The sequence below is a fragment of the Actinomadura keratinilytica genome, assembly GCF_039539665.1.
GTDB lineage: Bacteria > Actinomycetota > Actinomycetes > Streptosporangiales > Streptosporangiaceae > Spirillospora > Spirillospora keratinilytica.
Genome location: NZ_BAABDO010000014.1, coordinates 14,414 through 27,579 on the forward strand (window position 1 = coordinate 14,414; position 13,166 = coordinate 27,579).

The 13,166-nt window shown below is 74.4% G+C and carries 15 protein-coding genes; 10 read left to right on the forward strand and 5 right to left on the reverse strand.

Features of this window, described 5'->3' with window-relative positions; all coding sequences use genetic code 11:
• The first annotated feature begins 30 nt into the window (after nt 1-30).
• Nucleotides 31-606 carry a carboxymuconolactone decarboxylase family protein gene (locus ABD879_RS07470; protein ID WP_345018780.1) on the forward strand — a complete coding sequence of 192 codons (576 nt, stop codon included), beginning with the start codon at nt 31-33 and terminating at the stop codon, nt 604-606.
• The gene (locus tag ABD879_RS07475) at nt 603-1,550 is read left to right on the forward strand and encodes an RNA polymerase sigma-70 factor (protein WP_345018782.1); all 948 of its coding nucleotides are present in this window, start codon (nt 603-605) and stop codon (nt 1,548-1,550) included. The genes ABD879_RS07470 and ABD879_RS07475 overlap by 4 nt, the downstream gene beginning before the upstream one ends.
• 18 nt (nt 1,551-1,568) lie before the next feature.
• Here the strand turns inward: ABD879_RS07475 and ABD879_RS07480 are convergent, their stop codons facing one another.
• On the reverse strand, nt 1,569-2,081 hold the full coding sequence (locus ABD879_RS07480) for a hypothetical protein (protein ID WP_345018784.1): 513 nt from the start codon (nt 2,079-2,081) through the stop codon (nt 1,569-1,571).
• A 39-nt stretch (nt 2,082-2,120) separates the two neighbouring features.
• Here ABD879_RS07480 and ABD879_RS07485 point away from each other — a divergent pair, with 39 nt between their 5' ends.
• Together ABD879_RS07485 and ABD879_RS07490 are read left to right on the forward strand one after the other, a co-directional pair.
• On the forward strand, nt 2,121-3,059 hold the full coding sequence (locus tag ABD879_RS07485; protein WP_345018786.1) for an HpcH/HpaI aldolase/citrate lyase family protein: 939 nt from the start codon (nt 2,121-2,123) through the stop codon (nt 3,057-3,059).
• A gap of 440 nt (nt 3,060-3,499) precedes the next feature.
• Nucleotides 3,500-4,660 (forward strand): CPBP family intramembrane glutamic endopeptidase, encoded by a 1,161-nt coding sequence (locus tag ABD879_RS07490; RefSeq protein ID WP_345018788.1) that lies wholly within the window; start codon nt 3,500-3,502, stop codon nt 4,658-4,660.
• Between the two features lie 10 nt (nt 4,661-4,670).
• Here the strand turns inward: ABD879_RS07490 and ABD879_RS07495 are convergent, their stop codons facing one another.
• A complete protein-coding gene (locus ABD879_RS07495; RefSeq protein ID WP_345018790.1) occupies nt 4,671-5,132 on the reverse strand; it encodes an NUDIX hydrolase in 462 nt (153 codons plus the stop codon).
• A 105-nt stretch (nt 5,133-5,237) separates the two neighbouring features.
• Here ABD879_RS07495 and ABD879_RS07500 point away from each other — a divergent pair, with 105 nt between their 5' ends.
• The 4 genes from ABD879_RS07500 (at nt 5,238) to ABD879_RS07515 (ending at nt 8,428) form a co-directional block, all read left to right on the forward strand.
• Entirely contained in the window at nt 5,238-5,885 is a 648-nt protein-coding gene (locus tag ABD879_RS07500; RefSeq protein WP_345018793.1) for a DUF6758 family protein, read from the forward strand.
• Between the two features lie 15 nt (nt 5,886-5,900).
• On the forward strand, nt 5,901-6,743 hold the full coding sequence (locus ABD879_RS07505; protein WP_345018795.1) for a PHP domain-containing protein: 843 nt from the start codon (nt 5,901-5,903) through the stop codon (nt 6,741-6,743).
• 64 nt (nt 6,744-6,807) lie between these two features.
• Nucleotides 6,808-7,518: an MBL fold metallo-hydrolase gene (locus tag ABD879_RS07510; RefSeq protein WP_345018797.1), complete on the forward strand. Its 711-nt coding sequence runs from the start codon at nt 6,808-6,810 to the stop codon at nt 7,516-7,518.
• Nucleotides 7,519-7,531: 13 nt separating this feature from the next.
• Nucleotides 7,532-8,428, forward strand: coding sequence for a RecB family exonuclease (locus ABD879_RS07515; protein ID WP_345018799.1), 897 nt, complete (start codon nt 7,532-7,534; stop codon nt 8,426-8,428).
• Nucleotides 8,429-8,500: 72 nt separating this feature from the next.
• On the opposite strand, the gene ABD879_RS07520 is transcribed toward ABD879_RS07515, so the two are convergent.
• Together ABD879_RS07520 and ABD879_RS07525 are read right to left on the reverse strand one after the other, a co-directional pair.
• Nucleotides 8,501-9,412, reverse strand: a complete 912-nt coding sequence (locus ABD879_RS07520; protein ID WP_345018801.1) for an oxygenase MpaB family protein — start codon at nt 9,410-9,412, stop codon at nt 8,501-8,503.
• Nucleotides 9,413-9,558: 146 nt separating this feature from the next.
• Nucleotides 9,559-10,458 carry an alpha/beta fold hydrolase gene (locus tag ABD879_RS07525; RefSeq protein WP_345018803.1) on the reverse strand — a complete coding sequence of 300 codons (900 nt, stop codon included), beginning with the start codon at nt 10,456-10,458 and terminating at the stop codon, nt 9,559-9,561.
• Nucleotides 10,459-10,550: 92 nt separating this feature from the next.
• Here ABD879_RS07525 and ABD879_RS07530 point away from each other — a divergent pair, with 92 nt between their 5' ends.
• The gene (locus ABD879_RS07530) at nt 10,551-11,240 is read left to right on the forward strand and encodes a glycerophosphodiester phosphodiesterase (RefSeq protein WP_345018805.1); all 690 of its coding nucleotides are present in this window, start codon (nt 10,551-10,553) and stop codon (nt 11,238-11,240) included.
• A gap of 45 nt (nt 11,241-11,285) precedes the next feature.
• Here ABD879_RS07530 and ABD879_RS07535 read toward each other — a convergent pair whose 3' ends face one another.
• Nucleotides 11,286-12,752, reverse strand: coding sequence for a DEAD/DEAH box helicase (locus ABD879_RS07535; protein WP_345018907.1), 1,467 nt, complete (start codon nt 12,750-12,752; stop codon nt 11,286-11,288).
• Between ABD879_RS07535 and ABD879_RS07540 the strand changes: the two genes are divergently transcribed.
• The gene (locus tag ABD879_RS07540) at nt 12,636-12,989 is read left to right on the forward strand and encodes a hypothetical protein (RefSeq protein ID WP_345018807.1); all 354 of its coding nucleotides are present in this window, start codon (nt 12,636-12,638) and stop codon (nt 12,987-12,989) included. The two genes, ABD879_RS07535 and ABD879_RS07540, sit on opposite strands and share 117 nt — an antisense overlap.
• Nucleotides 12,990-13,166 lie beyond the last annotated feature (177 nt).

A 13,166-nucleotide genomic window follows, 5' to 3' on the forward strand; every position in this document is an offset into this window, starting at 1 on the left:
GTGCTGGAGACGACCGCGAAGGAGGCCGCCATGGCCCGCATCTCACTGGACCCGCCCAGGACCCTGCGCTACCGGGCGCTGGCGTGGATGCTGCGCCGCAAGTACGGCAAGGAGCTCGACCCGTTGCGGGCGATGGGCCACCACATGGGCGTGTTCACCACGTACGGGATCATGGAGATGGGAGTGATGCGCTGGAAGGCGCTCCCGAGCCGGCTCCGGGACCTGGCGATCATGGCCGCCGCGGTGCGCGTGGGCTGCGAGTGGTGCGTGGACTTCGGCACCTGGGAGGCCAACACGCACGGCATTCCGCTGGCCAAGCTGGAGGCGCTGCCGCGCTGGCGCGACAGCGACCTGTTCACCGAGGAGGAGCGCCTGGTGATGCAGTACGCCGAGGCGATGACCGCCGACCCGCCGCAGGTCACCGACGAGCTGGTCGAGGCGCTGCGCCGCCACCTGGACGAGCGCGGGCTGGTGGAGCTCACCATGTGCGTGGCCGTGGAGAACCTGCGCTCCCGCTTCAACGCGGCCGCCGGGCTCGTCGGCCAGGGCTTCAAGGAGCACTGCGAGATCCCGGCCCGGCGGGCCGCGAAGGAGAGCGCGGCATGAGCGGGAACCCGGCCGAACCCGCGGACGGGCGGGCGGCCGAGCCGGCGGACGCCGAGGCCGCGCGGCTGTTCGAGGAGCACCGGGGGCTGCTGTTCTCGGTGGCGTACCGGATGCTGGGCACCGTCGCCGACGCCGAGGACGCGGTGCAGGACGCCTGGCTGCGCTGGTCGGCGGCGGACCGCTCCGGCATCGCGGACGTCAAGGCGTACCTGGTGCGGGTCGTCAGCAACCTCGCGCTGGACCGGCTGCGGTCGGCGCGGGCGCACCGGGAGACCTACGTGGGCCCGTGGCTGCCCGAGCCGCTGCTCACCGCGCCGGACGTGGCCGAGGACGCCGAGCTGGCCGAGTCGGTGTCCATGGCGATGCTGGTGGTGCTGGAGACGCTGAGCCCGCTGGAGCGCGCGGTGTTCGTGCTGCGCGAGGTGTTCGGCTTCCCCTACGCCGAGATCGCCAAGGCCCTGGACCGCAGCGAGACGTCCGTCCGGCAGCTCGGCACCCGCGCCCGCAAGCACGTGGAGGCGCGCCGCCCCCGGTTCGCGGCGGACGGCCGGGAGCGGCAGGCCGCCACCGAGCGGTTCTTCGACGCGGTGCTCGGCGGCGACATCAACCGGCTGATGGAGACGCTGGCACCGGACGTGACGCTGTGGACCGACGGCGGCGGCAAGGTCCGCGCCGCCCGCCGCGTCATCCACGGCGCCGACAAGGTCGGCCGCCTGCTGCGCGCGATAGCCGGCTCCCCCTACGCCGGGGTGGATCCGCAGGACTGGACCTTCCGGCGCGTCACCGTCAACGGCGAGCAGGGGCTGCTCGTCGAGGGCCCGGCCGGCCCGCTCACCGTCGTGATCGTCGAGGTCGGTCCGGGCGGCACCGTGACCAGGGTGCTGATGGTCGCCAATCCCGACAAGCTGCGCGCGGTCAGCGAGGGCCGCCACCTGCCGGTGTGACGCCGGCCCCCGCCGGGGTCAGCGGTCGGCCCTGCGGCGCCTGCCGCCCATCAGACGCGGGGGCGGGCCGGCCGTGGTCGCCGGGGTGGGCACCGGGCGGACGGCGGCGTACTCGTCGTCGTATCCGCCCGGTGCCTCCACCACCTCGTCGGTGGGGGAGAGCCGTATGACGTACGACTCCTCCGCCCAGCGCTCCACCTGCCCCTCGTGGGTCGCCGCGTTGAGGCGCTCCTTGGCCAGCAGGGGGGTGACCTCGTCCCACAGGTCCGTGCCCGGCCGCACCTGCTCGCAGGCGGCGACGAACGACACCAGCCGCCCGCCCTTGTCCTTGCTGCGCAGCGTCACCCGCACCCGGTCGGCCTCGGGCAGGCCGGGCAGGGGCTGCTCGCCCTCGCCGCCCGTCAGGACGTAGGCCGCGCCGTCGTGCCACACGTGCCAGGCCGCGCGCGGCTGCGCCAGCCCCGGCAGATGCAGCCACATCAGCCCGGACTTCTTGGCCGCCTCCTCCACCAGCGCCTTCAGCTCGCCCATGCCCTCAGCGTCTCACACGGCCCCCGGTACCATCCGGCCATGCGGTCACGACGTACCACCCTGGCGGTCCCCGGCAGCAACCCCCGGTTCATCGAGAAGGCGCAGGGACTCCCCGCCGACGAGGTGTTCCTGGACCTGGAGGACGCGGTCGCGCCCTCGGCCAAGGAGGACGCCCGCAAGAACGTCGTGGCGGCCCTCAACGAGGGCGACTGGTCGGGCAAGGTGCGCGTCGTCCGCGTCAACGACGTGGAGACCCCCTGGGCGTACCGCGACGTGATCGAGGTGGTGGAGGGCGCCGGCGCCAACCTGGACTGCGTCATGCTGCCCAAGGTGCGCGACGCCTCCCACGTGCAGTGGCTGGACCGGCTGCTCACCCAGATCGAGCTGGCCATGGGGTACGAGCCGGGCCGCATCGGCATCGAGGCGCAGATCGAGGACGCCCGCGGCCTGGCCGGGGTGGACGAGATCGCCGCCTCCTCGCCCCGCCTGGAGACCCTGGTGCTCGGCCCCGGCGACCTGATGGCCTCGCTCAACATGAAGACGCTGGTGGTGGGCGAGCAGCCGCCCGGCTACACCGAGGGCGACGCCTACCACTACATCCTCATGCGCATCCTCACCGCCGCCCGCGCCCGCGACCTGCAGGCCATCGACGGGCCGTACTTCAACGTCCGCGACGTCGAGGCGTTCACCCGGGTGGCGCGGCGGTCGGCGGCGCTGGGCTTCGACGGCAAGTGGGTGCTGCACCCGGCGCAGATCGAGGCGTGCAACGAGGTCTTCTCGCCCGGCCAGGAGGACTACGACCACGCCGAGCTGATCCTGGAGGCGTACGAGTACCACACCACGGTGGAGGGCCGCGGCGCGGCGGTGCTCGGCGACGAGATGATCGACGAGGCGTCCCGCAAGATGGCGCAGGTGATCGCGGCCAAGGGCCGGGCCGCGGGGCTGACCCGCACCCGGCGCTTCGAGCCGCCGTCCTGATCCCGGCGCGCGGGACATTCCGCGACATCGCGCTGCGCCGGCGCGAAGGGCGCTGACCGGCACGTACGATTCGTCCCAGGTGCTGGTCGTCACGAGGGGGTTGTGCGGTGCCGGATCCAGCGGACACCAACGGCTGGGCGCTACCCGACAACCCCGGATCGTCCCAGGACCACCATCAGGCGCAGCCCTACCAGTGGCCCGCGCCGCGCCCGTACGCCGGCCCCCAGCCGTACGGGACGCCGCCCCAGCCCTACGGCACGCACACGCAGCCCCAGCCCTACGGGACGCCGCCCCAGCCTTACGGCGGCGCGCCGCAGCATTACGGCTCGCCCTACCAGCAGCCGTACGGATACCCGGGGTACGGCCACCCAGGTTACGGGCCGCCGCCGGTCAAACGACCGTGGACGGTGCCCGTCCCGGGCGGTGTGCCCTACCACCGCATGGCCCGCAACGCCGTGCACCGCTGGTGGCGGCCCCTGGTCGGCACGCTGGCGCTGCTGGGCGGCACCGTGTGCGCCATGTTCGGGCTGACGATCGTCGGGACGCTCCTCTACGCGCTCGCCACGGGGGAGATGCCGGAGCCGTCGCAGTCGGGGACCTCGTTCTTCGGCGATCCGACCGCGGACCTGGCCTTCAGCCTGGCCGCCCTCGCGGTGCTGCTGCCGGTGGTGCTGGTGGTGCCGTGGTGGGTGCAGCGGCGCCGCCCCGGCACGCTGTCGTCGGTGGCCGGGCGGCTGCGGTGGCGCTGGCTGCTGGTGTGCGTCGGCCTGGCCGTCGGGTTCTGCCTGGTGTCCTACGGCACCTCGTGGGTGGCGGGCCACTTCGCGGAGCCGCCCGACGGCGGCGGCGAGGACCGCTGGGTCGGCTGGGGCGAGTTCCTGCCGCCCGCCCTGATCATCATCGCGCTGGTGCCGTTCCAGGCGTCGGCCGAGGAGTACATCTTCCGCGGCTGGCTGCTGCAAGCGGTCGGCGCGTGCACGCTGGAGAACGGCGCCCGGCGCGCCTCCCGGGTGCTGAGCGCGGTGTTCCGCACCCCCTGGCCGGGCATCGTGGTCGGCTCGGCGCTGTTCACCTCCGGGCACGGCTACACCGGCTGGGGGATCCTGGACATCTTCGTCTTCGGCGCGATGGCCGGATGGGTGACGGTGCGCACCGGCGGCCTGGAGGCGTCCATCGCCGTCCACGTGTGCAACAACCTCATGGCGTTCCTGCTGCCCGCCGCCGTCGGCGATCTGGACATCGAGCAGGGGGCGGTGCCGTGGCAGTACGTCGTGGCGGACGTCGTGCCGATGCTGCTGTACGCGGCGGTCGTGGTGTGGCTGGCGCGCAAGATGCGCGTCCAGACCGTCACCGAGGGGTCGGACCAGTCGGCCGTCCCGGAGACCGCCCCCTACCCGGTGGGAGGCGTCTTCGGCGCACCGGGCGTCCCGGGCGGCCACCCCGGCGTGGACGGTTACGCGGTACCCGGCGGCTACGGTGCACCCGGTGGGGCCGAAGGGCAGCGCGTGTCCGGCGAGCAGGGTGCACCTGGCGGGCCCGGTGTTCCTTATGGGGCTGCGGAAGGGCAGGTGCCCGGACGGCCCGACGCCCCCGGCTCCTAGCCGCGCCGCCCTACGGCGCGTCGCGTGCGGCGGCGCCGGAACCGGCGAACGGATCCACCGGGCGCGGCGGCGTCCTGGGGAAGGCCAGCACGCCCCACTCGGTCAGGGCCTCCACCAGACCGGGTGACGTGGGCAGCCGCAGCAGTTCCTCGGGCGTGACCCAGCGGACGTCGCCGGCGTCGTCCCCGGCGGCCAGGCCGCCGCCGATCGGCGTGGCCAGATAGTCGAAGATGTCGTAGACGACGTCGCCGGGCCCCGGGCGCCGCACCGAGCCGACCAGGGGGCCGACCGCCACCCGCAGCCCGGTCTCCTCGCGCAGCTCGCGCACGACCGCGCTCACGTCCGTCTCGCCCGGTTCAACGCGTCCGCCGGGCACCGACCAGCGCCCGGCCGCGGGGGGCCGGGCCCGCCGCACCAGCAGCAGCCGCCCCTCCTGGTCGCGGACGATCCCGCCTACGCAGCGCACCCGCATGGGCACCCCCTTGCAGAGTATCTGTCTATTTTGTCCTGGTTTTGCGTTCCCGGCCACCGGGCGGACCTTGACGGCGGCGGGGTCCGGCACGCACTGTGGGTAACCATGAGGGCGGAGCCCACGTGCCCGCGCTGCGGCAAGCGTGTCGGTGCGCCGAACCTCTGGTCGAGCGACTGGAGCTGCCCCGTGCACGGGGCGGTGCTGCCGCGCCAGCCGTCCCGCCGGCCCGGCCCCGAGGGGCTGGCCGCCGCCGTCCACGACTCCCGCGTCCCGGTGTGGGCACCGTGGCCGCTGCCGCTGAGCTGGCTGGTCACCGGCTTCGTCACCGTGGGGGACGAGCGCACCGGCGCCCGCGCGTCGGCCGTGGCGGTGTCCGGGCCCGGGCTGGTGAGCGGCCTGGCCGACATGCTGCTGGTCGCCGAGGAGCCGGGCATCGGGCTCGGCGCATACTATGCCGGGCTGGCCGGCCCCGACCCCGGCGCGGGCTTCGACGACGGGCCCCCGCACGTCAAGGTCGAGGTCAGCGGCCCCTTCGCGGTCTGCGACCACTCGGTGCCGATGTGGTCGATCCCGGGCGGCCCCGACCGCGCCGTCTACGTCGGCGAGGCGATGGGCAACTGGCTCTGGGCGATCCTGTGGCCCGCCGACGCCGGAGTCCTCATGGTCGACCGCACGCACCTGGTCGACCTGCGCGACCCCGGCATGGAACTCGATCTCCCCTACGGCGCCTTCTGCCCCCGTCTCGACGCCTGAGTAGCCTCCTGCCGTATGCGCATCGATCTGCACTGCCACAGCGACGCCTCCGACGGCACCCGCCCGCCCGCCGAGGTGGTCCGGCGCGCCCGCGCGGCCGGGGTGGACGTGGTCGCCCTCACCGACCACGACACGGTGGCCGGCTGGGACGAGGCGGCGGCCGCCCTGCCGCCCGGGACGACCCTGGTGCCCGGCGTCGAGCTGTCGTGCCGGCAGGACGGCGCCGGCATGCACCTGCTCGGCTACCTGTTCGACCCGTCCGAGCCCGCCCTGGCCGCCGAGCTGGCCCGGATCCGCGACGACCGGGTGATCAGGGCGCAGGCCATGGTCGAGCGGCTGCGCGGCCTCGGCGTGGACGTCACCTGGGAGCGGGTGCGGGAGCTGGCCCGCGGCGAGGCCGTGGGGCGGCCGCATGTGGCCCGCGCGATGGTCGAGGCCGGGGCGGTGCGCACCCTGGACGAGGCGTTCACCCCCGACTGGATCGGGCCGGGCGGCCGCGCGTACGCCGACCGCTACGCGCTCGACCCGGTGCGGGCGGTCCGGCTGATCCGCGCGGCGGGCGGCGCGGCGGTGCTGGCGCATCCGCGGGCGGGCCGCCGCGGGTACGTGTTCGGCGACGCCGTGGTGGAGCGGCTGGCCGAGGCCGGGCTCGCCGGGATCGAGGCCGACCACCCCGACCACGGCGCGTCCGACCGGGCCCGGCTGCGGGACCTGGCGGCCGCGCTGGGCCTGTTCGTCACCGGCTCCAGCGACGACCACGGCGCCTCGACCGGCGACCGGATCGGCTGCGAGACCACCTCGGCGGCCGCCTACGAGGCGCTGCTGGACGCCGCCTCCGGCGCCGTCCGCACGGGATGAAAAGGCCCGCGGCTCACCGCGCGGCCGTCCCTGCCCCGCGGACGCGCGCGGTAGGGTGCGGAACGTGGACGCGCGCATCGATCAGGTGGTGACCTCGGGGAAGGTCACCCTGGACGACGAAGAGTACGACGTCGAGAGCAACACCTACATCGTCGGAGACGACGACGAGGTCATCGTGATCGACCCCGCCAACGACGCCGACGCCGTGCTGAAGGCGGTCGGCGAGCGCGAGGTCATGGCGGTGATCTGCACCGACGGCAACGAGCACAAGCTGTCGACGGTGCTGGAGGTCGCCGCGGCCGGCGAGGAGGACGAGGAGAACTGGGCGCCGATCGCGCTGCACCGGGCCGACCGGCTGCTGTGGCGCGACTACTTCGGGCGGCTGGCCCGCGACGAGGAGGACGAGGCGGACGCCAAGGCGCTGCGCTCGCTGGAGCCCGACATCTGGCTGGAGGACGGCGGCGTCTTCGAGATCGCCGGGACCCAGCTGGAGGTCGTGCACACCCCCGGGCACACCCCCGGCAGCGTGTGCGTGATCAGCGAGCAGCTCGGCGTGCTGTTCTCCGGCGACACCCTGCACCGCGGCCGCCCCGGCTCGATCGGCGGGGTCTACGAGGACCTGCGCAAGCAGCTCAACTCCATCGGGGCGCTGCTGACGCCGCTGCCCAAGGACCTGCGGGTGCTGCCCGGCCAGGGCGACGAGACCACGGTCGGCGACGAGGACGCCCGCTGGGAGACCTGGGGCGAGCTGGCCCGCGAGGGCGAAGGCGTCTGACCGCGGTCGCGTCGTGGGCGCCGAGCAGCTGCCGCTGGCGGGCATGCCGCAGCGGCTCTACACGTGCACGCCGTCGCGGCTGAACTCCTGGCTGGACTGCCCCCGCCGCTACCGGATGACCTATCTGGACCGGCCGTCCCCGCCCAAGGGGCCGCCGTGGGCGCACAACAGCCTGGGCTCCAGCGTGCACAACGCGCTGGCCGCGTGGTGGCGGCTGCCGCGTGCCGAGCGCACCCCCGAGACGGCGGGCAGGCTGCTGGTGCGCGGCTGGCTCACCGAGGGGTTCCGGGACGCCGAGCAGTCCGCCCGCTACCGCGAGCGCGCCCGCGAGATGGTGGAGCGCTACGTCGCCCGGCTCGACCCCGACGACGAGCCGGTGGGGGTGGAGCGCACCGTGGCGGCCCGCACCGACCGCATCGCGGTGTCGGGCCGCATCGACCGGCTGGACGACCGCGGCTCGGAGCTGGTGGTCGTCGACTACAAGACGGGCCGGCACGTCCTCACCGCCGACGACGCGCGCGGCTCCCTGGCGCTGGCGCTGTACGCGCTGGCCGCGTCCCGCGTGCTGCGCCGCCCGTGCCGCCGCGTCGAGCTGCACCACCTGCCCAGCGGCGAGGTCGCGGTGTGGGAGCACACCGACGAGTCGCTGGGCCGCCACCTGCGCCGCGCCGAGCAGATCGCCGCCGAGGCGGCCGCCGCGGACGAGGCGTACCGCACCCGGCTGAAGGACGCGGTGCCCCGGCCGCGTCCCGGTGAGGGCGGTGCCGCCGTCCGCCACGAGCCCTTCGACGAGCACTTCCCGCCGCGTCCCGGGAACCTGTGCTCGTGGTGCGACTTCCTGAAGCACTGCCCGGAAGGGCAGCAGGCCGCGACCCCCAAGGAGCCCTGGGCGGCCCTCCCGGACGCCTGAACCGGGAGGGCGCCGTCAAGGTCCGCGGGCAGGAAGGCCCGCGGCGCGGCCGGGTTGGGCGCGGCCGGGGGGTCAGGCCGCCGCGGGCGCCTTGCGGTGCGCGGGCCAGCGGCGCGGGTCGCGCAGCCCGTACAGTCCGCGGCCGACGTCGTAGCCCTCGGCGGCCAGCCGCTGCCGGGCGCGCTGCAGCATGTCCCGGGTGGGCTTGGCGAAGGCGAAGTCGTGCACCCGCTCGGGCACCGAGTTCATCGCCAGGCGGAACGAACGCAGCGCCGCGGTCACGGCGGCCTGCGGCACCTCCGGCAGGAGCCCGTACATGGCGCGGGCCCAGTCCGGCAGGCAGTAGTAGCACAGCGCGCCGAACGGGAAGTAGCCGGGCTTGCCGGCGTTGAGGAACCGCAGGTTCTCCGGCAGGGTCGGCCACATCAGGAACCGCACCGTGGCCCGCGCCTCCTCGGTGACGCGCAGCCTGGGCCGCATCTCGGCGAGGTACGCCTCCATCTCGGCCACGCTGCCGGGCACCTCGTCGGCGTGCAGGCCCACGTAGGTCGCGGTCTGCCGCTGCTCGTCCAGGTACCGGTCGGCCATGGCGTCCGTCAGCGGCAGCCCGGCGCGGCGCGCCACCTCCAGGTAGGAGTACACCTCGGCGCAGTGCACCCACAGCAGCAGCTCGGGCTGGTCGAGCGGTTCCTTCCGGCCGGTGTCGTGGTTGAGGATGCGCAGGCTGCGGTGGATGGCGCGGACCCGGGCCGCCAGCTCGTCGATCTCCTCGGGGCTGCCGAAGGTGGCGGTGCCCACGAAGTCGGCGGTGCGCCGCAGCCGCCCGAACGGGTCCTCCTGGAAGTTGGAGTTCTGCCACACCCCCCACATCGCCACCGGGTGCAGGGCCTGGAGCATGAGGCTGCGCACCCCGCCGACCCACATCGACCGGTCGATGTGCACCCGCCAGGTCACGCTTTCAGGGGGCTGGACGGTCGCCGGCATTCGACACCTCGCCAATGATCGCCGCGAATGAGACAAACATCAGTAAGTGTGTCATTACATCCGCGGGGCGGCAGCCCCCTGTGACGAGCGTCACCACGGAACCGGTGCCTCGTCAGGTGGAGATCAGGGGGCCCGTCAGGCGGGGATCAGGAGGGCGAGCCGCAGCGCCGCCGCCGCTCGGCGGCGTTCCAGAAGTCGGTGAGGGCGCCCGCGGTGGTCTCCGGCGCCTCCACGGCGGGCGAGTGCGCGGCGCCGGGGATGACGACCTTGGCCGCGTCGAGCCGCTCGGCCATGGCGGCCTGCTCGCGCGGGTCCCACACGTCGTCGTCCTCGCCGTACAGCACCAGGATCGGCAGCCCGTCCTCCTCGGCCTGCTTGGCCAGCTCGTCCACCCGGTCGGGGGCCGACAGCAGCTCGGCGGCCATGGTGCGCAGGCCCAGCTCGCAGTTGCCCAGCGTGCGCGCCTTCAAAAAGTCGACGATCTCGGGGGCCAGGCCGCGGGACCGGGCGTCCGGCTCCAGGGTGAGCGACCAGATGCGGTCCATGCCCAGCTGCGGGATCGCCTCCATCAGCGCCCGCGCCTTGGCCGCCGACGGCCCGTCCTGCAGGCCCGCGGGGCCGGAGCTCATCAGCGTGTAGGAGGTCAGCGGCACCCGGCCCGCCAGCACCGCCTCCCGGGTGACCAGGCCGCCGAACGAGTGGCCCACCAGGTGCACCGGGTCGGGGCCGAGGGCCTCGGCCAGCGCCGCGATGTCCTCGCCGAGCGCGGCCCGGCTGTAGAGGGACGGGTCGTCGCAGCCCGGGGACTCGTACTGGCCGCGCATGTCGACGGCCACCACCCGGCGCCGCCCGGCGTTGGCCAGGGTCTGCAGGACGGCGAGGAAGTCCTCCTTGCTGCCGGTGTAGCCCGGGACGAGGAGGGCGGGGCAGTGCTCGGCCACCCCCGAGCCCGGCATGCCCTCGAGGGCGGCGAACCTGCCTCGGGAGGTCTCCACGTACGTCCGACGCACGTTCGGGGGCAGGGTCAGGAACCGGGGCGTACTCAAGAGGGAGTTCTCCTGCTACTCACAGGGTGCCACCATACTAAATAGGCATTCTGGAACACCGGCTAAGGGCGTTCGGTGGTAGCGTCGCCGACGTGACGGCCATCTCCGCGCATCGCCGGGACGCGGCGGGCCTGGCCGGTCTGCGGACGGCGATCGCCTCGGGTGCAGAGTACGTCGAACTCGACGTGCGCCGCACCGCCGACGGCGAGCTGATCGTCCACCACGACCGCACCGTGGCCGGGCTGCCGCTGAGCCGCTGCACCTACGAGCGGGTCCGCGCGCTGGCGCCGCGGCCCGTACCCCGGTTCGCCGACGCCCTGCGCCTGATGGCGGGCCGCTCCCTCGGCCACCTGGACCTCAAGGAGCGCGGCTGCGAGCACGAGGCTGTCGCGCTGGCCCTGGACGTGCTGGGCCCGGGCCGCTTCGTGGTCACCACCCGCGAGCCCGCCTCGGTCGCCGCGATCAAGACCGCGTTCCCCGCCGTGACCACGGCCCTGTCGGTGGGCCGCGGCCTGTGGGAGCGCGGCGCCGTCGGCGACTTCGCGCCGGTGCGGCCGCTGCTGGACTCGGGCGCCGACATGGTCGCCCTCAACCACCGGCTGGCCCGCGTCGGCGTGCTGCGCCAGTGCGCCCGCGCCGGGGTGCCCGCCATGGTCTGGACGGTCAACGCCCGGCCGCTGATGCGCCGCTTCCTCGCCGATCCCCGGGTGGCCGTGCTCGTCACCGACCACCCGCACACGGCGCTGCGGCTGCGCGACGCCCACCGGCGCCGCACCACCTGACGGGCTTTCGTGCCGAATGTGCCAGATGGCGCAGCGGGCAGGCGATCAGCTCTCGTCGGCGGTGACCGGCTTGCCGCCGCGGGTGCGGCGACGGCGGCGGGTGCGGCGGCGCCCGCCGGCCCGCTCGGTGGTCGCCGCCTGCGCCGCGTCGCCGGCGGTCTCGTCGGACCGCTCGGTCGCGGCCTGCTCGGACGCGGCCTGCTCGGATGCGGACCGCTCGCCGGGCGCCGCGGCGTCGCCGTGCCCGCCCGAGGAGCCGATCGGCTTGCCGGCGCGGGTGCGGACCCGGTTGCGCTTGCGGCGCCGCGGGCGCGGCCGCTCCCGGTCGCGCACCGTCGAACGGGCGCGGCCGGTCTCGCCGATGTCCTCCAGCTCCTCGGCGGCCAGCCCGGCGCGCTCGCCGCGCTGCTCCTTGGGCAGCGTGCCGGTGGCGGTCTTGGGGATGCCGAGGGCCTCGTAGAGGTGGTCGGAGGTGGAGTAGGTCTCCTCCGGTGCGGCGAACGGCAGGCCGAGCGAGCTGTTGATCAGCTTCCAGCGCGGCAGGTCGGCCCAGTCGACCAGGGTGACGGCCGTGCCGGTGCGGCCCGCGCGGCCGGTGCGGCCGATGCGGTGCACGTAGGTGTCGGCGCTGTCGGGGCACTCGTAGTTGACCACGTGGGTGACGTCGTCGACGTCGAGCCCGCGGGCCGCCACGTCCGTGGCCACCAGCACGTCGATCTTGCCGTTGCGGAACGCGCGCAGCGCCCGCTCCCGCTGGCCCTGGCCCAGGTCGCCGTGCACGGCGGCGGCGGCGAACCCGCGGTGCGACAGGTCGCTTGCGACCCGGTCGCAGGCCCGCTTGGTCTGGCAGAACACCATGGTCAGCCCGCGGCCCTCGGCCTGCAGCACGCGGGCCAGCACCTCCGGGCGGTCGAGCTGGTGGGTCTGCCACACGTGCTGCACCACCTGCGGCGCGGCGTCCGGCTCGGTGTGCGCCTCGGCCCGCACGTTGGTGGGGCGGCGCAGGTAGCGGCGGGACAGGGCGACGATCTCGCCCGGCATGGTGGCCGAGAACAGCATGGTCTGCCGCTCCCGGGGCAGCAGGTCGACGATGCGCTCGATGTCGGGCAGGAAGCCCAGGTCGAGCATGCGGTCGGCCTCGTCCAGCACCAGCACGTCGATGCGCGACAGGTCCAGGTGCCTCTGCTTGACCAGGTCGAGCAGCCGCCCCGGGGTGCCGACGACGACGTCGACGCCCTCCCGCAGCGCGGCGATCTGCGGCTCGTAGGCCCGGCCGCCGTACACCGGCAGCACCCGCGAGCCCAGCTTGCCGCCGGCGACCAGCAGGTCGTCGGTGACCTGCATGGCCAGCTCGCGGGTGGGGGTCAGCACCAGCCCGCGCGGGCGGGTGCCGCCGTGCTCGATGCGCTGCAGCAGCGCCACGCCGAACGCCAGCGTCTTGCCGGTGCCGGTGCGGGCCTGCCCGATGATGTCGTGCCCGCCCAGCGCGATCGGCAGGGCGAGCTCCTGAATGGGAAACGCGTCGACGATGCCCTCGGCTGCGAGGGCATCGGCTATCTCGGGTACGACCCCGAGTTCGTGGAACGTAGTCAGGGCTTCCAGCCTCCAAAGTGCGGGGTCGACGCTCGCTCGCGCGGCGCAGCTGCAGAAGCCACCAAGCGCACCGGCCGGGCGGCGCCCCGCCGGTCGGGTCGCGTGGCCGCGCGCTCGCGCGGGAGGGACCAGCCGTCAGTCAAAATTTCCCGGTGACCGCGGCAGGGGTAGCGCAGTCACTCGCTGTGGCTGCGTGCGGTCACACTCCGCGACGCAGTGTACCGACCATGGTTTCCCTACACCAATAGCCGATCTCAGGTGACAACACCGCGCACACTCGGTGATATTCCCGGGTCGTCGGCATCGTCCAAGATCGGACGTGCCATGGCCACG

Coding starts and splice junctions, on each gene's coding strand:
- ABD879_RS07470 (WP_345018780.1), top strand. CDS start 31: ATGGCCCGCATCTCACTGGACCCGCCCAGGACCCTGCGCTACCGGGCG.
- ABD879_RS07475 (WP_345018782.1), top strand. CDS start 603: ATGAGCGGGAACCCGGCCGAACCCGCGGACGGGCGGGCGGCCGAGCCG.
- ABD879_RS07480 (WP_345018784.1), bottom strand. CDS start 2,081: ATGGGCGAGCTGAAGGCGCTGGTGGAGGAGGCGGCCAAGAAGTCCGGG.
- ABD879_RS07485 (WP_345018786.1), top strand. CDS start 2,121: ATGCGGTCACGACGTACCACCCTGGCGGTCCCCGGCAGCAACCCCCGG.
- ABD879_RS07490 (WP_345018788.1), top strand. CDS start 3,500: ATGGCCCGCAACGCCGTGCACCGCTGGTGGCGGCCCCTGGTCGGCACG.
- ABD879_RS07495 (WP_345018790.1), bottom strand. CDS start 5,132: ATGCGGGTGCGCTGCGTAGGCGGGATCGTCCGCGACCAGGAGGGGCGG.
- ABD879_RS07500 (WP_345018793.1), top strand. CDS start 5,238: ATGAGGGCGGAGCCCACGTGCCCGCGCTGCGGCAAGCGTGTCGGTGCG.
- ABD879_RS07505 (WP_345018795.1), top strand. CDS start 5,901: ATGCGCATCGATCTGCACTGCCACAGCGACGCCTCCGACGGCACCCGC.
- ABD879_RS07520 (WP_345018801.1), bottom strand. CDS start 9,412: ATGCCGGCGACCGTCCAGCCCCCTGAAAGCGTGACCTGGCGGGTGCAC.